Source organism: Pseudoalteromonas sp. SWYJZ19 (assembly GCF_015864375.1).
GTDB classification, from domain to species: domain Bacteria; phylum Pseudomonadota; class Gammaproteobacteria; order Enterobacterales; family Alteromonadaceae; genus Pseudoalteromonas; species Pseudoalteromonas arctica.
The window spans coordinates 25487-45109 of sequence record NZ_JADYXI010000015.1 but is presented as its reverse complement, the minus strand read 5'-3'; the positions used below and the strand labels follow the sequence as shown (position 1 = coordinate 45109).

General features: G+C 38.1%; 18 protein-coding genes and 1 pseudogene. 12 read left to right on the top strand and 7 right to left on the bottom strand.

The features are described from left to right. Window positions 1–24 precede the first annotated feature (24 nt). The 7 genes from cmk to I6F45_RS14865 all read left to right on the top strand — a co-directional run bounded on the left by cmk (window position 25) and on the right by I6F45_RS14865 (window position 5512). Window positions 25–735: a (d)CMP kinase gene (gene cmk, locus I6F45_RS14895; RefSeq protein WP_165739709.1), complete on the top strand. Its 711-nt coding sequence runs from the start codon at window positions 25–27 to the stop codon at window positions 733–735. A gap of 96 nt (window positions 736–831) precedes the next feature. After that, the gene (gene rpsA, locus I6F45_RS14890; protein ID WP_002961176.1) at window positions 832–2499 is read left to right on the top strand and encodes a 30S ribosomal protein S1; all 1668 of its coding nucleotides are present in this window, start codon (window positions 832–834) and stop codon (window positions 2497–2499) included. Window positions 2500–2566: 67 nt separating this feature from the next. Beyond that, window positions 2567–2854: an integration host factor subunit beta gene (gene ihfB / locus I6F45_RS14885; RefSeq protein WP_007583054.1), complete on the top strand. Its 288-nt coding sequence runs from the start codon at window positions 2567–2569 to the stop codon at window positions 2852–2854. 21 nt (window positions 2855–2875) lie between these two features. Further along, window positions 2876–3157, top strand: a complete 282-nt coding sequence (locus tag I6F45_RS14880; RefSeq protein WP_024600249.1) for a lipopolysaccharide assembly protein LapA domain-containing protein — start codon at window positions 2876–2878, stop codon at window positions 3155–3157. Between the two features lie 2 nt (window positions 3158–3159). Continuing rightward, window positions 3160–4296: a lipopolysaccharide assembly protein LapB gene (gene lapB / locus I6F45_RS14875; RefSeq protein ID WP_165727494.1), complete on the top strand. Its 1137-nt coding sequence runs from the start codon at window positions 3160–3162 to the stop codon at window positions 4294–4296. Between the two features lie 43 nt (window positions 4297–4339). Beyond that, on the top strand, window positions 4340–5044 hold the full coding sequence (pyrF, locus tag I6F45_RS14870; RefSeq protein ID WP_165739707.1) for an orotidine-5'-phosphate decarboxylase: 705 nt from the start codon (window positions 4340–4342) through the stop codon (window positions 5042–5044). A gap of 93 nt (window positions 5045–5137) precedes the next feature. Beyond that, window positions 5138–5512: a hypothetical protein gene (locus tag I6F45_RS14865; protein ID WP_165727496.1), complete on the top strand. Its 375-nt coding sequence runs from the start codon at window positions 5138–5140 to the stop codon at window positions 5510–5512. 43 nt (window positions 5513–5555) lie between these two features. Here the strand turns inward: I6F45_RS14865 and I6F45_RS14860 are convergent, their stop codons facing one another. Both I6F45_RS14860 and I6F45_RS14855 read right to left on the bottom strand, forming a co-directional pair. Further along, the gene (locus I6F45_RS14860; RefSeq protein ID WP_024590152.1) at window positions 5556–6389 is read right to left on the bottom strand and encodes a CvfB family protein; all 834 of its coding nucleotides are present in this window, start codon (window positions 6387–6389) and stop codon (window positions 5556–5558) included. Window positions 6390–6391: 2 nt separating this feature from the next. After that, complete coding sequence (locus I6F45_RS14855) at window positions 6392–7720, bottom strand: DEAD/DEAH box helicase (protein WP_197160954.1); 1329 nt, start codon at window positions 7718–7720, stop codon at window positions 6392–6394. Window positions 7721–7928: 208 nt separating this feature from the next. On the opposite strand from I6F45_RS14855, the gene trhO reads away from it, so the two are divergent. The 3 genes from trhO to I6F45_RS14840 all read left to right on the top strand — a co-directional run bounded on the left by trhO (window position 7929) and on the right by I6F45_RS14840 (window position 11693). Continuing rightward, window positions 7929–8936, top strand: a complete 1008-nt coding sequence (gene trhO, locus I6F45_RS14850; protein WP_197160952.1) for an oxygen-dependent tRNA uridine(34) hydroxylase TrhO — start codon at window positions 7929–7931, stop codon at window positions 8934–8936. Between the two features lie 147 nt (window positions 8937–9083). Beyond that, window positions 9084–10979 carry a DUF294 nucleotidyltransferase-like domain-containing protein gene (locus I6F45_RS14845; RefSeq protein ID WP_197160950.1) on the top strand — a complete coding sequence of 632 codons (1896 nt, stop codon included), beginning with the start codon at window positions 9084–9086 and terminating at the stop codon, window positions 10977–10979. 3 nt (window positions 10980–10982) lie between these two features. After that, window positions 10983–11693, top strand: a complete 711-nt coding sequence (locus tag I6F45_RS14840) for a 3'-5' exonuclease (protein WP_197160948.1) — start codon at window positions 10983–10985, stop codon at window positions 11691–11693. 152 nt (window positions 11694–11845) lie between these two features. On the opposite strand, the gene I6F45_RS14835 is transcribed toward I6F45_RS14840, so the two are convergent. Then, window positions 11846–13426 (bottom strand): BCCT family transporter, encoded by a 1581-nt coding sequence (locus I6F45_RS14835; RefSeq protein WP_197160946.1) that lies wholly within the window; start codon window positions 13424–13426, stop codon window positions 11846–11848. Window positions 13427–13888: 462 nt separating this feature from the next. On the opposite strand from I6F45_RS14835, the gene egtB reads away from it, so the two are divergent. Together egtB and egtD are read left to right on the top strand one after the other, a co-directional pair. Further along, window positions 13889–15160, top strand: a complete 1272-nt coding sequence (gene egtB / locus I6F45_RS14830; RefSeq protein ID WP_197160944.1) for an ergothioneine biosynthesis protein EgtB — start codon at window positions 13889–13891, stop codon at window positions 15158–15160. Continuing rightward, window positions 15157–16131: an L-histidine N(alpha)-methyltransferase gene (gene egtD / locus I6F45_RS14825; RefSeq protein ID WP_197160942.1), complete on the top strand. Its 975-nt coding sequence runs from the start codon at window positions 15157–15159 to the stop codon at window positions 16129–16131. The genes egtB and egtD overlap by 4 nt, the downstream gene beginning before the upstream one ends. 20 nt (window positions 16132–16151) lie before the next feature. Here egtD and I6F45_RS14820 read toward each other — a convergent pair whose 3' ends face one another. The 4 genes and pseudogenes from I6F45_RS14820 to I6F45_RS21625 form a co-directional block, all read right to left on the bottom strand. Then, complete coding sequence (locus tag I6F45_RS14820; RefSeq protein ID WP_197160940.1) at window positions 16152–17042, bottom strand: PhzF family phenazine biosynthesis protein; 891 nt, start codon at window positions 17040–17042, stop codon at window positions 16152–16154. Then, on the bottom strand, window positions 17026–18699 hold the full coding sequence (gene asnB, locus I6F45_RS14815; RefSeq protein WP_024598933.1) for an asparagine synthase B: 1674 nt from the start codon (window positions 18697–18699) through the stop codon (window positions 17026–17028). The genes I6F45_RS14820 and asnB overlap by 17 nt, the downstream gene beginning before the upstream one ends. Before the next feature lie 153 nt (window positions 18700–18852). Further along, on the bottom strand, window positions 18853–19521 hold the full coding sequence (gene pcp / locus I6F45_RS14810; RefSeq protein ID WP_197160938.1) for a pyroglutamyl-peptidase I: 669 nt from the start codon (window positions 19519–19521) through the stop codon (window positions 18853–18855). Then, a pseudogene (locus I6F45_RS21625) lies at window positions 19514–19621 on the bottom strand (5-oxoproline transporter, DUF979 family subunit); the annotation flags it as partial. The pseudogene I6F45_RS21625 and the gene pcp, both read right to left, overlap by 8 nt. Window positions 19622–19623: the final 2 nt, after the last annotated feature.

The following is a 19623-nucleotide window of genomic DNA, read 5'->3' as shown; positions in this document are numbered from 1 at the left end:
GGTGTGCATTGCAGGAGGTTTTAAATGCAGGCGTTATTAATGCCCGTGATCACCGTTGATGGCCCAAGTGGTTCAGGTAAAGGAACTGTTTGTCGCTTGTTAGCCGACAAGTTGGGGTGGGATGTACTAGATAGTGGTGCGATTTATCGCGTTTTATCTTTAGCTGCACTTCATCACCAAATTGCATTAGACAATGAAGAAGGGCTTGTCCCTCTTGCTGCAAATTTAGATGTGCAGTTTTTGGTAGATAGCCAAACTAATGCAGGAAAAGTTATTTTAGAAGGCGAAGATGTAACGACTACTATTCGTAATGAAGAAGTAGGCGCTGCAGCGTCAAAGGTTGCAGCATTACCTCGCGTTCGTGAAGCATTATTACGCCGTCAGCGTGCATTTCGCACTGAAAATGGCTTAATCGCCGATGGTCGTGATATGGGCACTGTGGTTTTTCAAGATGCACCGTTAAAAATATATTTAACAGCAAGCGCAGAAGAACGTGCTCGTAGACGTTTTGTTGAGTTGAATACGCGCGGTCTTAATGTTACACTAAGTGGTCTATTACAGGATATTCAAGCTCGTGATGAGCGCGATATGAATCGTGCCGTTGCTCCGCTTGTGCCTGCAGAGGATGCTATTGAGATCGATACTAGCGAACTTAATGCACAGCAAGTGTTTGATAAAGTAATAACTTTATTAGATATTGCTATCTCTGAAGGTAAGCTTCCTAAACGAAGCTAAAACACATTTTATGCGCCAGCAGGATGCCAGTGCTATTTTAACAACCCCATGCAGCATGGTTGCTTATTGGTATAATATATAGAGACGTATATTCGTATGTCAGAAAATTTTGCGCAGTTATTTGAAGAAAGCTTAAAGGGTTTTGAAGCAGAGCAAGGCTCTATCGTTAAAGGTACAGTAATCTCAATCGAGAACAACATTGTACTTGTAGATGCTGGTCTTAAATCAGAAAGTGCTATCCCTGCTGAGCAGTTCAAAAATGCTGCTGGTGAACTTGAAGTTGCTGTTGGCGACGAAGTAGATGTTGCACTAGATGCAATTGAAGACGGTTTCGGTGAAACTATTCTTTCTCGTGAGAAAGCTAAGCGTCACGAAGCATGGATCCGTCTTGAGAAAGCATGTGAAGAGCAAGAAACTGTTACTGGTGTTATCAACGGTAAAGTTAAAGGCGGTTTCACAGTTGAAGTTGATTCAATCCGTGCTTTCCTACCTGGTTCACTTGTTGATGTTCGTCCAGTACGTGACACAACTCACCTTGAAGGCAAAGAGCTTGAATTTAAAGTAATCAAGCTTGACCAAAAACGTAACAACGTTGTTGTTTCACGTCGTGCAGTTATCGAATCTGAAAACTCACAAGAACGTGAAGAGCTTCTTGCTAACCTTGTTGAAGGTCAAGAAGTTAAAGGTATCGTTAAGAACCTTACTGACTACGGTGCATTCGTTGACCTTGGTGGTGTTGATGGTCTACTACACATTACTGATATGGCTTGGAAGCGTGTTAAGCACCCTTCAGAAATCGTTAATGTTGGCGACGAAATCGCAGTTAAAGTTCTTAAATTCGACAAAGATAAAACTCGTGTATCTCTAGGCCTTAAACAGCTTGGTGAAGATCCATGGGCAGCTATCGCTGGTCGTTACCCAGAAGGTTCTAAACTTTCTGGTCGTGTTACTAACCTTACAGATTACGGCTGTTTCGTGGAAATCGAAGAAGGCGTTGAAGGTTTAGTACACGTTTCTGAAATGGATTGGACTAACAAAAATATCCATCCTTCAAAAGTTGTTAGCTTAGGCGACACTGTTGAAGTTATGGTTTTAGAAATTGACGAAGAACGTCGTCGTATTTCTCTTGGTCTTAAGCAATGTATTGCTAATCCTTGGCAGGAATTTGCTCGTCTACAGAACAAAGGCGATCAAGTTACTGGTAAGATCAAATCAATCACTGACTTCGGTATCTTTATCGGTCTTGACGGTGGTATTGACGGTCTTGTACACCTTTCAGACATTTCTTGGAATACACCTGGCGAAGAAGCTGTACGTGAATTCAAGAAAGGCGACGAAATCACTGCTATCGTATTGCAAGTTGACCCAGAGCGTGAACGTATCTCTCTAGGTGTTAAGCAAATCGAAGCTGACCCATTCAATAACTACCTTGATGCAAACAAAAAAGGTGCTATTGTTAAAGGTAAAGTGACTGAAGTTGATGCGAAAGGCGCAACTGTTGAACTTATCGAAGGCGTTGAAGGTTACATCCGTGTAGCTGATATCGCTCAAGAGCGCGTTGAAGATGCAACTACTGTTGTTTCTGTAGGCGACGAGATTGAAGTTAAATACGTTGGTGTTGATCGTAAGAACCGCACTTTAAGCTTATCTGTAAAAGCTCTTTTCGAAGCAGAAGAGAAAGAAGTACTAGAGAAGCTTAAGAAAGAAGAGCCAGTGTTTGAAAACGCAATGGCAGCTGCTTTCGCAAATGCACAAAAAGACTAATATATAATTAGTTTTTAGTTGGAAGGGCATTTTTTGCCCTTCCTATATCTCTTTTTAAGGAAACGCTATGACTAAGTCAGAACTGATAGAAACACTTGCGGAACAACACGCACACGTTCCAGTGAAAGATGTTGAGAATGCTGTAAAAGAAATTCTTGAACAAATGGCCGGCTCATTATCTACTTCAGATCGTATTGAGATCAGAGGTTTTGGTAGTTTCTCTTTGCATTTCCGTGCTCCTCGCACAGGTCGTAATCCTAAGACTGGCGATACAGTTGAGCTTGAAGGAAAGCATGTACCTCATTTTAAACCAGGCAAAGAATTACGCGACCGCGTAAATGAAAGCATTGCCTAGTTAACTTAGTGGAGTAGTTACTTGTTCAAGGTATTAAAAATTATTCTGGTTGCACTATGCCTTATCAGTGCATTTGTATTAGGGTCACAAAACCCACAGTTAGTACAAATAAATTATATTATAGCCAGTAATACATTACCTTTAGCTGTAATAATAAGTATCTGCTTTTTATTAGGTGTTTTGATTGGTTGTTTTATTAGCTTTAAATTGTTTTCGCAATTAAAGTGGCAAAACTACCGTTTAAAAAAGCAATTAGCGCCTGAAAAAGATAAAAAAAAGCTTGCCGCGAATAAAGACACCTAACTATGATTGAGCTTTTGTTTTTACTATTACCTGTTGCCGCCGGTTACGGTTGGATTATGGGTAAAAACAGTGCTAAAAACCAAGCTCATCAACTTAATCGTCAGATCACTTCTGAATACAGCAAAGGCTTAAAGTTTCTACTCGACAGAGAAGAAGATCAAGGCTTAGAGCATTTAATTAACTTACTTGAAGTGTCAGCCGACTCGGTTGAACACTATTCTACACTTGCCGCTATGTTTCGTCGTAGAGGTGAATTAGACCGCGCAATAAAAATTCATGAACTTTTATTAAAACACCCAAGCTTAAATGAACAACAAGCTGCAACAAGCCGTTTAGAACTTGCCGAAGATTACATAATGGCTGGGCTACTAGACAGTGCGGAAGAGCACTTAGTTTGGTTAGTTAAAGCAGGGCATGTAGAAGCGCTAGATCCTATTATTACTTTATACTCGCAAACCCGTGAATGGGAGAAAGGCATCAACATGTTTGAAGCCCATAGCGAGCTATTTTCAAAAGAACAACAATTTAAAGCGATTGCTAATTTTTATTGTGAGTCGGCTTTAAGTGACAGTACCCCCCAACTAATGAGAAAAGCGATTAGCTTAAATTATAAAGCTGTGCGTCCCCTGTACGAATTAGGTTTAGTTGCTTACGCAAAAGAAGATTACGTTAAAGCTATTTATTACTGGCGTGAACTTGTTACTCAATTCACTTTGTTTGCGCCTTTATTTATTGATGAGCTTGCCCACAGTTATAAACAATTAAATTTAACGCATCAATTTCATGAATTAGTCAGTGATTTATTAGAAAAGGGCGGTGTATTAATTAAAATAAAACATTGCCAAGCCTTACTTGAACAAGGGCATACAAAACAAGCCTTTGAATTTTTAACTGATAGCTTAAAACGTCAACCTACTATTCGTGGTTTCAGTTTTTTACTGCAATTGATGGGCGATCAAAATAAAAATACCAAAGAAGTACTTAACGAAATTGATAAACTTGTAACCTCTTATATTGCTACAAAGCCTGACTTTCAATGTCAGCATTGTGGTTTTACAAGTTACACAATATATTGGAATTGCCCCTCTTGTAAGCATTGGGAAACCATTGTTCCAAGTCGAGGCTTAGACGGATTTTAATAACCCCATATTAATAATTTTACTGCCATACATTAGGATAGTCATGTCTTTCGAACACTCAAAAAAAATTCTTATAGCATTAGATTACGATGATCAAGAAGTTGCCTTAAACTTTGTTAAACAACTTTCTCCTAATACATGTCGTCTTAAAGTCGGCAAAGAGATGTTTACTTATTTTGGACCTACATTTGTTAAAGAGTTAATTGATTTAGGTTTTGATGTTTTTTTAGATTTAAAATTTCATGACATTCCTAATACAGTAGCTAAAGCGGTTACTGCCGCTGCGAAAATGGGTGTATGGATGGTTAATGTACATGCATCTGGTGGCTTTGAAATGATGAGTAAAGCTAAGTCTGCTCTTGAGCAATTTGGTGACAAAGCGCCACTACTTATTGCTGTTACTGTATTAACCAGCATGGATGAGACAGAACTTAAGCGTTTGGGTGTTGATAAATCAGCTCAAGAACAAGTTATATATTTAGCTAAGCTTGCAAAGGAAGCAGGGCTTGATGGCGTTGTGTGTTCTGCGCAAGAAGCTAAAGCATTAAAAGCAGAGTTAGGTGAGAACTTTAAACTTGTAACACCAGGTATACGTCCTGAAGGCAGTGATGCTGGCGATCAAAAGCGTATTATGACTCCTAAGCAAGCAATAGATGCAGGAAGTGATTATTTAGTAATAGGCCGACCTATTACTCAGGCGGATGATCCCGTAAAAGTTCTTAGTGATGTTAATAGTTCTATAGTATAAATTAACAAAAAGCAGCAATATAGTGCTAATAACCCTTACCTAATGTGTGTTTTATGTTACATTATTAGAATGAAGATGAAGTAGGGGTTTGTTTTGAAGTTATTATTTGGTTCATTAATAATTATTGTTGCGGGATTTAGCGTAAATAAATATGTTTTTTCTAACAAAGCATATGACGGTGTAACAACCGTTACAGATATAATTCAAACATATCCAATCAATATGTTTGATTTTAAAAAAACAATGCAAGATTATGCTCATCACCTGTGTTACAAAAATGAAGATACACTCATATCTCAGCATGTAAGTGTGAGTGAATGCATATCGAAACTTGATGATAAAAAAACAGAATGTGAAAAAAAGGTTTTCCGTTTAGCGCCACTCAATATTGAGTCGAAAGGTGAAGTGCTTGATTACTCTAGGCAATATACGCAATGTACATTGCCTTATAAGTATATTTTAGGTTAATTACCAACAGATATTATTGGTAATTAAAGCCTATTATTTATGACTAAGATCTTAAGCGAATGGACTTCGCTTCAATATCTATTAACTCTTGTTTAAACAATCCACCAATCGCTTTTTTATAATTAGCTTTACTAGTAGAAAACATCTTTTTAATCGCTTCAGGTTCAGACTTATCGCCTAATGGAATAACTCCACCTTCGTTTTTAAGTTTTTGCATAATAGTTTCACCAAGGTCACTTACTTTACCCATGCCTGGTTTTTCTAGTACAACATCAATTTTTCCGTCTTCACGTACTTTTTGAATGAATCCTTTAAGCTTTTGGCCTACAAATAAGCTTTTAAATACCATATTGTAAAAAACAACACCGAAGTGCGATTCTTCAATTAAGACCTTGTAGCCAATATCTGTTTTGCCAGCGACGATTAAATCCACTTCTTGTAAGTGAGTATATTGCGGCTCATCTTTAGATAAGAAACGATTAAAGTTGTTTGATGCACAAATACGTTGGCTTGCATTATCAAGGTACAAACGAACTAAATATGAATGACCCTCTTGCATGCGTGGTTTTTGTTCGTTGAACGGAGTTAGAACATCTTTTTCAAGACCCCAATCTAAAAAAGCACCAATACTATTAATTTCTTTAACGCGAAGTAGGGCATATTCACCTACTTGTGCGTGTGGCTTTTTAGTTGTCGCAGTCGCTAAATTAGCATTATCTAAAAAGATAAAAACACTTATGCTATCGCCAGCTTCAAGTTCATGTTTAATTTCTTGCTTTGGTAAAAATACTTCACCTAAATCATGGCCGTCTAAGTAAGCACCCTCGTTACTCACTTCTTTTACAAATAATGTTTGTGTGGTTCCTAGGTAACTCATAATTATTCCTGCTCAGTCTTTTTTTTACGGCGCATTGGTGTATCGCCATCAATGTTCATTGGTGCTTTAATTGGTGCTGTTGGCTTTTTAGGTTTAGCTTTGCGTTTAAATACAGGCTTTTTAACAGCAGCTGCTTTTTCTTTAGATTTATCCCACGTTGTCTCAGGCTTTTTCTCTTTTAAACCTTTAAACTTAGCTTTTAAACCCTCTACGCTCGCAAATTTTAACTCGTCATTTAAAAATGCTTTAATAGCTAAATAACTTGCCCAATCTTTAGGCCCAACTAATGAAATTGCGTTACCTTTAAAACCAGCACGTCCAGTACGACCTATGCGGTGTACATACTCTTCTGCGTGTTTTGGTAAATCAAAGTTAATAACATGCGTTACGCTTAGTAAATCTAAACCACGTGACGCAACATCGGTTGTTATCAATATTTTAAAGTTTTCGCGACTAAACGAATCCATAATATCTAAACGTTTACTTTGCGTTAAGTCACCTGCAAGTGCTACAGACTTAAAGCCTTTAGCATTAAGCGCCTCACTCAAACGACTCGTGTCAGAACGTGTTGCTGTAAAGATAATGCACTGGCCAACATCATCTTGATTCAAGAAATGCTCTAAAAGCGCTTCTTTATGATCAAGGTGATCGGCAAGATATAACGTTTGTTTAATATCGCTATGTTGCTCGTTCGCTGCACTTAGCGTAATTTGCTTTGGTTTTTTTAATAGGTTACGTGATAGAGCATCTACTTGAGCATGGTCAAGTGTTGCAGAAAACAATAACGTTTGACGTAAACGGTGATTAGCTTGCTCGTTAATCATTTTTAACTGCTCGGTAAAGCCTAAATCTAATATACGATCGGCTTCATCAAAAATAAGCAGTTCTAGCCCACTCAATTGTAGTGAGCGTTTTGTAATGTGATCGGCTAAACGCCCAGGTGTAGCAACTACGAATTGTGGGTCGTTTCTAAGTGCTTTTATTTGGTCATTAAAGTTTTCGCCGCCAAGTATTTTTACGGCCTTAATTGCTGTGCCTGCAATTAATAAACGCAGTTGAGTAAATACTTGCGTAGCAAGCTCACGCGTAGGAGCAACAATAAGTACACGAGGATCGCGTTTACTGAGTGCTTTTTGTTTCATAACCCTTTGTACAGCAGGTAATAAAAACGCCAAGGTTTTGCCCGACCCAGTTTTAGACTGAGCGAAAATATCATACCCCGCAAGTGCTGTAGGCACCGCATGAGCTTGAATGTCGGTGGGCTGGGTGATCCCTTGATGTGCTAATTGTGTTTCAAGGCGTGTATCAATCCCAAGATCAGTAAACTGCAATGTGTGTTTCTCCAAAATGAGCAAATTAAGTCTATAAATTTATCAGCGCATTATAGCTTACACAGATAGGTCGCTAACAGTAAAAACCAATCTATAGCGCTATTTTTTGCAATTAAATTAAAAAAGCGTAAAATACGCGCCCCATATGCGCCGGATTTACGATTCGGTAAACGCCAATACTGGCTAAAAAAGCAAAATAGGAAATAAAATGACGGCTGTCCATAAAGATAATGTAACAAATGAGCACTTTGTAGTGTGTGCGATGTATAAGTTTGTTGGTTTACCTGAATTTGAAGATATCCGTAAGCCATTGCTTGAAGTGATGGAAACGAATGAAGTACGCGGTACGTTATTACTTGCGGCTGAAGGAATAAACGGCACTGTTTCTGCAAAACGTGAAGGGATAGACAATTTACTAGCATGGCTTGATACGCAACCAAATTTAAAAAACATCGTAACAAAAGAATCTTACGATGATGAATGCCCGTTTTATCGCACTAAAGTAAAGCTCAAAAAAGAAATTGTGACGATGGGCGTTGAGGGCATTGACCCTCTAAAAGTTGTGGGTAGTTATGTAAAACCAAAAGATTGGAATGCGCTTATTTCTGATCCGGAGGTTATTTTAATTGATACACGTAATGACTACGAAATTGAGATTGGTACTTTTCAAAATGCAGTCGATCCAAATACAACGACATTCCGTGAATTTCCACAGTGGGCAAAAGAAAACTTAGACCCTGAGAAGCATAAAAAAGTAGCAATGTTTTGTACCGGCGGTATCCGCTGTGAAAAATCGACAGCCTACATGAAAGAGCAAGGTTTTGATGAAGTTTATCATCTTGAAGGCGGTATTTTAAAATACCTTGAAGAAGTGCCAAAAGAAGAAACCATGTGGGAAGGCGAATGTTTTGTATTTGATAATCGCGTTGCAGTTGATCACGACTTACAAAAAGGTTCTTATGATCAATGCCACGCGTGCCGTATGCCAATTACAGAAGAAGAAAAGTTAAAGCCTGAATACATGGAAGGTGTATCTTGTCATCATTGTATTGAGGAAGTAACAGACGAGCAACGCGCGCGTTTTGCGGAGCGCCAAAAGCAAATAGAACTAGCACAAGCGCGTGGTGAAGGTCATATTGGCAATGAAGCGCAAGCCGTTTTACAGCAACGTAAAGAAGCTAAAAAAGCGCAAAAAGACGCTCAGCGCGGTAAATAAATTGTTACAATAAGTATTACATTTAAAGAGTCTATTTAGGCTCTTTTTTTGTGCCCAAAATTGTGCAGTAATTGTTTTCACACTCCGATGATAGTGTTAATCTGCAAACATATTTAGTCATTTTAATGCGCATACAGGAAGGGATTTATGCAAGCCGAACAAGTTGAAATCGCACAATTTTTAGCACAACATCCTCCTTTTGATGACTTACCTCAAAAAGCGCTTAATGAGCTAGCTCAACAAGTAGAAGTTGCTTATTTTAGAGCAAAAACAGACATTTTAAGTTTTGGACAAGACATATCTGATTTGTATGTGATTAGAAGTGGTTCTGTAGAAATGTATCGCCGAAATGGTGAGCTATACAATCGTTTGGCTATCGCAGGAATATTTGGTCAAATGGGTTTATTGATGAACCGTAAGGTGCGTTTTCCTGCAACTGCTCTTGAAGATACGTTAGTTTACTGCATAAATGTTGAACTATTTAATCGCTACTGTGATGAGTTTGATGCATTTGCTGATTACTTTGAAACAGATGGTAACGTGCGTTTACATCAAGCTATTGTTGAACAAGCTGATGGCAACGACCTTACAACAGCTAAAGTAAAATCATTAATTCACAGAGATGTAGTCACCGTAGATGCAACGTCTACAATACAAGATATTGCAAAATTGATGACTGAAGAAGCGGTATCGTCGGTTTTGGTAACCGATGTAAATAAACCTATAAACGACGATCCTGAAGAAGATGATGGACAAGTCGTTGGCATAATAACCGATAGGGATTTACGCTCAAAAGTAGTGGCTAAAGGGCTTGCTTTTAGTACTCAAGCAAAAGATATTATGTCGACTAACTTAGTGCTTTTAGATGCTAATGACTATATTTTCGAAGCCGTACTGGCCATGCTTAGAGACAACTTACATCATTTACCAGTAGTACAAAAAAGACGTCCTATAGGGGTTATATCACTCTCTGATATTTTACGTTATGAATCGCAAAGCAGCTTATTACTTGTGCGCGGCATACTTGCTCAACAAACAATTGAGGATTTAGCGCATTATGCACGCCAATTACCCAATGTATTTGTACGCATGGTTAATGAAGATGCAAATTCACACATGATTGGTACTGCCATGGCCGTTATCGGGCGTACATTTAAGCAAAGATTACTTGTATTAGCTGAAGAAAAATTTGGCCCACCTCCCGTTCCTTATTGCTTTATTGCACTGGGCTCAATGGCTCGCGACGAGCAACTTATTGTAACTGATCAAGATAACGCATTAATTTTAGATGACAGTTACGACGACGAAAAACATAATGAATATTTTCAAAATATCTCAGACTTTGTCTGTGATGGCCTAGCGCAATGTGGTTACACCTATTGTGATGGCGAAATAATGGCGTCGTTTAAAAAGTGGCGTAAAACCCGCTCCGAATGGTTTGATCAATTTGCTGATTGGATAGCCCAGCCAAAACCACAAGCACTGCTTAATAGTTCTATATTTTTTGATTTAGACGGGGTGTGGGGTAAAACTAAGTGGGCTAATGAGCTTAAAATATTTATAGCCAAACAAAGTAAAGTTAATCGGGTGTTTTTAGCTAATATGGCAGCAAATGCTAGAAATAGAACACCACCGCTTGGCTTTTTTAAAGGCTTTGTTATGGAGCATAATGGCCAGCATAAACGTTCAATGAACTTAAAGCGAAGAGGTACAGCACCGCTTTCTGATGTTATACGCGTGCATGCGTTAGCCATTGGTTCGCGTAAACAAAATTCGTTTGAGCGTTTAGAAGATATTATTGAAGCTAAGCTATTACCACAGGGTAAAGCGCAAGATTTACGTGATGCACTTGAGTACATAGCCATGATGCGAATTCGTCATCAAGCGTGGCAAATAGAGAAGGGCGAAGAGCCAGATAATGACTTAGACCCACATTTATTGTCTCCGTTTGAACAGCGAAATTTAAAGGAGGCATTCGCTATTTTAGAAAAAGCACAAAGCTATTTAAAATTTAGCTACACAGCAAATACGGGTGTGAAGTAGTCTATGAATCCGCGTAATCATAAATCAGTTGACTGGCAAGCTAGGTATAACGAGCTTGCCAACAGCACTGAAAATAAATTGTTAAAACATTTTTATGCTGGGGCTTATAATCAAAGCAAAGCTGCTGTGAAAGATGTGCCTTTTGTAGCAATGGACTTTGAAACCACAGGCTTAAATAGTCAAAACGACGATATAGTGAGTGTTGGATTAGTGCCATTTAGTTTAGAACGTATCTATTGCAAGCACAGTCGTCACTGGGTTGTACAACCTAGACGAAATCTTCATGAAGAGTCTATTTTAATCCATGGAATAACGCATTCTGAGGTAGACGATGCCCCTGATTTTAATCGAATCATTGAACCTTTACTTGAAGCGCTTAGCGGTAAAATTGTAGTGGTACATTACGCCGCAATAGAACGTCACTTTTTAAATAATGCGTTATTGCTAAGGCTTAAAGAAGGTATTGAGTTTGCGCTTGTTGATACAATGGAAATAGAAAGAAGAGCACTAAAAGCAAGGCAGGGTTTATTAGGTCGAGTATTTAATACAAAACTTGGCTCACTCAGATTAACAGATTGCCGTGCGCGTTATTCTTTGCCCGCGTATCAAAACCATAATGCATTAACAGATGCTCTTGCTACCGCTGAACTATTACAAGCGCAGCTGAGTCATCATTATCGTGTAGATACTCCAATCTCAGAGCTGTGGGTATAATATCAACTAGATACTAAAATCTTTGCCTAGTTCTAGCGTAATTTTCTTAACGTTAAATAGACCCTATATAAGAATATTGGTATTAAACAAAAAAGCGCCGCAAAAATTGCGGCGCTTTTGTTGCTAATTGTAAGTATAACTTACTAAAATTATTACTTAACTGGGCGAGGCTCAGTTCGTAAACCTAAAACTAAGCTTAAACACATAAACAACAATACAATAGTAAATGGCAAGCCTGTAGAAACAGCACCTGCTTGTAATGCTTCAATTGCTTGTGTACCACCAATCCAAAGTAAGGCTGCAGCAATTGCGCCCTCTACCGTTGCCCAAAATATACGTTGTGGAACCGGAGCATCAATTTTACCGCCAGCAGTAATTGAATCAATTACCAATGAACCAGAATCAGATGACGTAATAAAAAATACTAATACTAATATAATCGCAATAAACGATAAGATATTAGATAGAGGTAATTCATCAAGCATCTGGAACATAGCTAAAGGTACTTCAGTTAAACCATTAGTACCTAGCGCACCAACACCATTAACTACTTGATCAATAGCAATACCGCCGTAAATCGACATCCATAAAACAGTAACTAGCGTAGGGATTAGTAATACCGCAATTAAGAATTCACGAATTGTACGACCACGTGATACACGTGCGATAAACATACCTACAAATGGTGACCAGGAAATCCACCAAGCCCAGTAGAATACAGTCCAGCCATGCATCCATGTTTCGTCTTCACGACCATGCGGATTACTCAATGGGATAATGTTTTCAATATAACCCATAACGGTCGTTGGTACGTTACCCATTGCTACGGCAAAGCCAACTAAACAAACAAATAATAGTAATGAGAATGCGATTAACATGTTTACATTACTAAGAAGTTTAACACCACCGTCAATACCACGAACTACAGACACAATAGCTAAAAGTGTTACACCCGCAATAACTAAAATTTGAGATCCAATGCCACCTTCTGTACCGAACACATGGTTAATACCTGCTGAGGCTTGTTGAGCACCTAAACCTAACGATGTTGCCAGGCCGAATAAAGTAGCAAGTACAGCTAAGATATCAATGATATGACCAGGCCAGCCCCAAGCTCTATCGCCTAATATAGGGTAAAAAATAGAACGAATAGAAAGCGGTAAGCCTTTGTTATAGGTAAAAAACGCAAGAGATAAACCAACTACAGCGTAGATAGCCCATGGGTGAAGACCCCAATGGAACATAGTTGCGCCCATTGCTAATTTTGCTGCCTCTGGGGTATTAGCTGCCACATTAAGTGGTGTTTCGTACCAACCAGTAAAGTAAGCAACTGGTTCAGCAACGCCCCAAAACATAAGGCCGATACCCATACCTGCAGCAAATAACATAGCTAGCCATGAAATACGTGAATGAGTCGGTTTAGCATCATCACCACCTAAACGAATGTTACCGTAAGGTGAAACAATAAGCGCTAAACAAAAAACAACGAAAAAATTAGCAGCCCACATAAATAGGGCGTCAAAATTATTAATAATATCTGTCTTGATACTATCAAGCGCTGTTTTTGCAGTTTGTGGGTCGGTAACAAGTATGGCGATTAAAAAGATGACAATCAGACCCGCACTAGTTCCAAAAACAGGGTTATGTATATCAAAACCCCACTTTTGTACGTTGTCCTGACCTACAGTGTAGTCTGTACTGTCAATACTATATTTGTCATGATTTTCCTTCATGCAATACCTCTTTAGTTGTCCTAACAAGCCAAAATAAATTCGGCGTCATATCGAATTACATTAGCCTTTAAATATTAAGTGAAAAGTAATACCGTAATTATTTGAAGACTAACTAATTTGAAGAGTGATCATACAGCTAGTAGTGTATGAGTTAAATATTAAATGTAAATGAATTTGTATTTAAAACGCTGTTTATATGGCCAAATTCATGATTCTTTAGTTTAAAAGCCCTAAAATTATAAATTCAGTGAACGTTAAAATTTAGTTTGCTATTAAAAGTATTAATCTACTTAGTTAAGTAAAAAAAGATCACTTTTAACAACATATATTCAATGCTTAAGATTGGGACTATCATAAATTTATAATCCGATAAGCATTTTTAATCAAGTTGTAATATGAATATGATTTAAAAAAATACTGGGCTATATTTTATAAATAGATAGGAAAAGGATTAATACTATTATGCGTGAATGCGCTTTAAACAATACCAATCAAACCGAACTTATTAAACGTTTTTGCAGCGTTAGAGGCGAAAGTCTGGCTATTATTGAACCTCTCACTGTAGAAGATTGCCAACTACAAGCTATGGCAGATGCCAGTCCAAGCAAATGGCATTTAGCGCACACCACCTGGTTTTTTGAAACGTTTTTACTTAGCGTTCATTGTAAACAGTACACAGTGTTTAATCCTCACTATAAAATGCTTTTTAATTCTTACTACAATGGTATTGGAGAGCAATTTAAGCGCGCCAACCGAGGTAGTTTATCCAGACCTGGTTTAGATGAAGTGTTAGCTTATAGAGAGCATATAAATAGCTGTATTATTGAATTGCTTGAGAGCGAAGTTAGTCCACAAATTAAAGATATTATTGATCTTGGATTAAACCACGAGCAACAGCATCAAGAGCTGATGCTTATGGATATAAAATATAACTTTTCAGTAAACCCATTATTTCCACAATACCAAACATCACTTTTAACTAATCAAAATAAACCAATTCATATTAAGCCTCTTAATTTTATAAACTTTGAGCAAGCCATTATTAATATAGGCACAAATGCCGACGACGAATTTGCATATGATAACGAGCTACCTAAGCACCAAGTATTAATTCATCCATTTAGCTTTGCTAACAGGTTAGTCACTAATGGTGAATATTTAGAGTTTATAAATACCGGTGGGTATAGCGACCCACAGTATTGGCTGAGCGACGGTTGGGCAAACATTCAAAATAACAAATTAACAAAGCCATTATATTGGCATTGCATAAATAACGAATGGTTTGAGTTTACACACTATGGGTTGCAGCCTCTTAATTTAAATGCACCCATCTGCCATGTTAGTTATTTTGAGGCCAGTGCCTATGCTAATTTTGTAAAAGCGCGTTTGCCTACCGAGTTCGAATGGGAATATGCGGCTAAGAACGATTATTTGGTTGAAGCAGAAGAACGTTATCTCACACCTCAACTAGCAAAAGGTGATACTAAAATAAGTCAGTTGACTGATTCATGCTGGCAATGGACGAACAGTGCATATTTACCATACCCCGGTTTTAAACCTATTGAAGGCGTAGCAGGGGAATACAATGGTAAGTTTATGAATAACCAAATGGTATTACGCGGCGGGTGTGTGTTTACCCCTCAAAACCATTTACGACAAACATACCGTAATTTTTATTACCCGCACCAAGCGTGGATGTGCAGCGGAATTAGACTAGCTAAGGATATAGTATGAGCCAAATAACAGCGATTAAGCAAAGCAATATAACCGACACTGAATTTTTAAATGATGTGATAAGCGGATTAACTCAACAACAAAAAACGCTTCCGTGTAAATATTTTTATGATGATAAAGGTGCTGCATTATTTGAGCAAATAACAACCTTACAAGAGTATTATGTTACACGTACTGAGCTTTCTATATTAGCGCAACACTCAAAGTCGATTGCTCAAATGCTACCTGAAAACCTCTCTATTATAGAGCCCGGCTGTGGCTCGGGTAAAAAGGTAGCCTATTTATTAGCGCATATGGCAAACGTTAAAACCTTTGTACCGTTTGAAATATCTGAGGAGATGCTCAGTTATTCACTTGCACATTTGTCACCGTTATTTCCAGATTTGGCAATTTCGCCATTATTAGGAGACTTTACACATAGCCAAATGGTCAAACAGCTAACCAAAGATACCGCTTTAGAGAGTCAAACTAACTTAGTGTATTTTCCGGGGTCAACTCTTGGTAATTTTGCTCCTGTAAAAGCGATTGAGATTATGAATAATTTCCATCGATTATGCGGTGTAAACGGGTATGTGTTAATTGGAATTGATTTAGTCAAAGAGCGCCAAGTACTACTTGATGCCTACAACGATAAAGCGGGAGTCACCGCCGCGTTTAATAAAAATTTACTGGAACGTATTAATAACGAGCTAAATGGCACATTTAACTTAGATAACTTTAGCCATGAGTCACGCTTTAACGAGCAACATAGTCGTATTGAAATGCATTTAGTAAGTAATTGTACTCAGAGTGTGATTATAAACGATCAGCAAATAGACTTTATAGAAGGTGAAAGCATTCATACAGAAAACTCTCATAAGTACACGCTTGAGTCGTTTAAGCAGCTTGCAGCGCAGGCTAATTTAAAGTTAGAGCAAACGTGGCAAGACGATAGTAACTATTTTGCTTTGTGCTTATTAAGGCCTCTTTAAACAGTTACTTACCATATGATTTAGTAAATCAAAACTTTAGCATTGTTAAATTCATAGTTTAGCAGTGCGCCATTATTCGATTGTTGGATTAGCTTGGCTTTATTTAAACCGAGCAGTCTAAATAGCAGTGGGGCAATAACCGATACAGCAGAGCCGGTAGCACTGTCTTCATTAACACCAAACTGAGGGGCAAAGTATCTAAACTGCACTATGGCAGTTTTTTCATTTATATTTTGTATATTAAGCGCAATAACTGCATTTTTATGGGCTTTACTCAAAGCTTTAAAATCAACGCGTAAGCTTTTTAAATCCTGCTTTTCATCGGGGTTTTTATTAAATTCTTTATCAAATTCTTCACTAAATTCCTTATTAAATAATACAACCGTATAACCGTTTTTATCACCTGTACTGTAGGCTGCTTTTATTGCTAATGAAAACACGTTTTGTAACTCATCTTTAGCTAATTTGCTTTTTTGTGGCTCTATGCTTTTTAGTAATAGCTGAGCGCGTTGTTTTTTTTCTTTTATAGTAAAACGCTCATGACTCATTGAGATAAACGCTTTAGGGCAATAACCAAAATGCTTTATCAAAAAATTAGCGGCTGCTAAAGTGCCATGCCCGCAGCGTTTAATTTCACTTATTTGATTAAACCAACGAATTTTACAATGGCGTTTAGTTATTTCATTTTGATTTAAAAATACGGTAGCAGGGTGAATTGATTGTGATGCAATATATTGCATTGTTTTTGATGTTAACCCATTTTCATAAATAACAATTAAAGCGTTTGAGCCTTTTAAGTTATTTGCAGAGCTAAAAAAAACAGATTGGGTGTAAGTGTACTTTATAAAGCGCAGCGTAAGCCATAAAGGCCTACGCTGCGATATACGAAAATTGTTAACCTTTGCTTGCATATGCGTCGTTATGAACGCCTGCAGCACGACCTGATGGATCAGCATTGTTTTGGAACGATGCGTCCCATGCAAGTGCTTCAGGAGTCGAGCACGCTACCGATTTACCATGCGGTACACATTTAGCTGATGCATCACCTGGAAAGTGTTCTTCAAAAATTGCACGATAGTAGTATGCTTCTTTTGAATCTGGTGTATTAATAGGGTATTTAAATTTTGCATTCGCAAGCTCTTGATCGCTTACTTGCTCATTTACAAACTCTTTTAATGTATCAATCCAGCTGTAGCCAACACCATCTGAAAATTGCTCTTTTTGGCGCCATAAAACTTCATCAGGCAAGTAGCCTTCAAAGCCTTCACGTAAAATATGTTTTTCAATTTTGCCATCTTTACACATTTTAGCTTCAGGGTTGATACGCATAGCAACATCAACAAATTCTTTATCAAGGAACGGTACGCGTGCTTCTACGCCCCATGCCGCCATTGATTTATTAGCACGTAAACAGTCAAACATATGCAGTTTTGATACTTTACGGTTTAACTCTTCATGAAACTCTTGTGCGTTTGGCGCTTTATGGAAGTATAAGTAACCACCAAATAGCTCATCAGCACCTTCGCCAGATAACACCATTTTAATGCCCATTGCCTTAATTTGGCGAGCCATTAAGTACATAGGTGTAGAGGCACGAATTGTTGTTACATCGTACGTTTCAATGTGGTAAATCACTTCACGAAGTGCATCAATGCCTTCTTGAATGGTAAAAATGATAGGGTGGTGAATAGTACCAATCATGTCAGCTACTTTTTGTGCAGCAGCTAAATCTGGCGAGCCTTCAAGGCCTACTGAAAAAGAATGCAGCTTAGGCCACCATGCGTCGCTTTCGTCGTTATCTTCAATACGTTTTGCAGCAAAGCGCTGGGTAATAGCAGAGATAACCGATGAGTCTAAGCCACCAGAAAGTAATACACCATAAGGTACATCACACATTAGTTGGCGTTTAACGGCCGCTTCTAATGCGTCTTTAACGTCTTGCGCTTCTGCGCTGTTATCTTTAACTGCATCAAATGTTTCCCAATCACGTTTGTAATAAGGCGTCATTTTGCCATCTTTGCTGTACAGGTAATGCCCTGGAGGAAATTCTTCAATGTGCTTACAAATTGGAGAAAGTGCTTTTAGCTCAGAAGCAACGTAAAAGTTACCGTGCTCGTCGTGACCGGTGTAAAGCGGGATAATACCAATATGGTCACGGCCAATTAAGTAGGCATCATTTTCTTCGTCGTATAAACAAAATGCAAAAATGCCATTTAGGTCATCTAAAAAGTCAGGCCCTTTTTGTTTATACAGCGCTAAAATAACTTCACAGTCTGATTGAGTTTGAAAAGTAAAATCAACGTCTAGCTCTGCTGCAAGTTCTTTATGATTATAAATCTCGCCATTAACCGCTAAAATATTTGTTTTTTCTGGGTTGTATAAAGGTTGTGCACCGCTTGATACACCAACAATAGCTAAACGCTCATGTACTAAAATAGCTTTTTCAGATGCATATACACCAGACCAATCCGGGCCACGGTGTCTAAGCAGCTTTGACATTTCAATTGCTTGGGTACGCAATTGAGTGGGATCAGATTTAATATCTAATACCCCAAAAATTGAACACATAGTAACTCCTCATTCCTATTATGTGTGCAGCAGAGCTAATTTGCTGTACTGCGAAACCTTGTTTTATCAGAAAAAATTACTCAAGTCACATAGCTTTTACAATTAATTAAGAATAATTTATGCACCAACTTAGATGTAACTGCACCAAAGTGGTTAATGCGTGGTGCCTGCTGCTATTTTTACGTCACTATTGTTGTTCAAAGCTTGTGCGATCATAACCTTTAAAGCGTTAATAATGGTTTCTTCACTCATGCTTGGTGCGCCATTGTGGTGCACGGCTTGGCTTGGTAAATAAGGAACATGTACTAAGCCACCTTTCATCACCGCGCAGTGATCATTTATGTAATGCATAAGGCCATACATAACGTGATTACACACATACGTACCTGCCGTATTTGAAATAGCAGCAGGGATATTACTGTTGTGCAATGCTTGTAACATGCGCTTTATGGGTAAGTTTGTGAAATAGGCATCAGGACCATTTTTTTCAATTGGCGTATCGATAGGCTGCTTACCTGCATTGTCTTTAATGTGTGCATCGTCAACGTTTATTGCAATACGCTCGATTGATATTTCACTGCGTCCACCAGCTTGTCCTATACACAAAACAACCGCCGGGTTATGCGACTCAATGGCGTTTATAAGCTGACTGATAGACGTATTAAATTCACAGGCAAGTTCTAGTGTGCATATTTTGTGTTTCATGATGATAGTTTCATCAAGTTTTTGCACTGCTTGCCAAGAAGGATTGATAGTTTCGCCACCAAAAGGAGCAAAACCGGTTATTAATACACACGGCATAGTAGAAGTTGATTTAGTCATTAAACACCAAGCTATATATTAAAATAATATTAACGGCGAGTAAGGTAACGGCCGTCGGAATTTGAACCTTTATTACATGGTACCTATTTTTTAAATCTAGGG

Coding starts and splice junctions, on each gene's coding strand:
- pcp (WP_197160938.1), bottom strand. CDS start 19,521: ATGACTAAATCAACTTCTACTATGCCGTGTGTATTAATAACCGGTTTT.
- I6F45_RS14840 (WP_197160948.1), top strand. CDS start 10,983: ATGAATCCGCGTAATCATAAATCAGTTGACTGGCAAGCTAGGTATAAC.
- trhO (WP_197160952.1), top strand. CDS start 7,929: ATGACGGCTGTCCATAAAGATAATGTAACAAATGAGCACTTTGTAGTG.
- I6F45_RS14835 (WP_197160946.1), bottom strand. CDS start 13,426: ATGAAGGAAAATCATGACAAATATAGTATTGACAGTACAGACTACACT.
- pyrF (WP_165739707.1), top strand. CDS start 4,340: ATGTCTTTCGAACACTCAAAAAAAATTCTTATAGCATTAGATTACGAT.
- cmk (WP_165739709.1), top strand. CDS start 25: ATGCAGGCGTTATTAATGCCCGTGATCACCGTTGATGGCCCAAGTGGT.
- rpsA (WP_002961176.1), top strand. CDS start 832: ATGTCAGAAAATTTTGCGCAGTTATTTGAAGAAAGCTTAAAGGGTTTT.
- egtD (WP_197160942.1), top strand. CDS start 15,157: ATGAGCCAAATAACAGCGATTAAGCAAAGCAATATAACCGACACTGAA.
- asnB (WP_024598933.1), bottom strand. CDS start 18,699: ATGTGTTCAATTTTTGGGGTATTAGATATTAAATCTGATCCCACTCAA.
- I6F45_RS14845 (WP_197160950.1), top strand. CDS start 9,084: ATGCAAGCCGAACAAGTTGAAATCGCACAATTTTTAGCACAACATCCT.
- I6F45_RS14860 (WP_024590152.1), bottom strand. CDS start 6,389: ATGAGTTACCTAGGAACCACACAAACATTATTTGTAAAAGAAGTGAGT.
- ihfB (WP_007583054.1), top strand. CDS start 2,567: ATGACTAAGTCAGAACTGATAGAAACACTTGCGGAACAACACGCACAC.
- egtB (WP_197160944.1), top strand. CDS start 13,889: ATGCGTGAATGCGCTTTAAACAATACCAATCAAACCGAACTTATTAAA.
- lapB (WP_165727494.1), top strand. CDS start 3,160: ATGATTGAGCTTTTGTTTTTACTATTACCTGTTGCCGCCGGTTACGGT.
- I6F45_RS14820 (WP_197160940.1), bottom strand. CDS start 17,042: ATGCAAGCAAAGGTTAACAATTTTCGTATATCGCAGCGTAGGCCTTTA.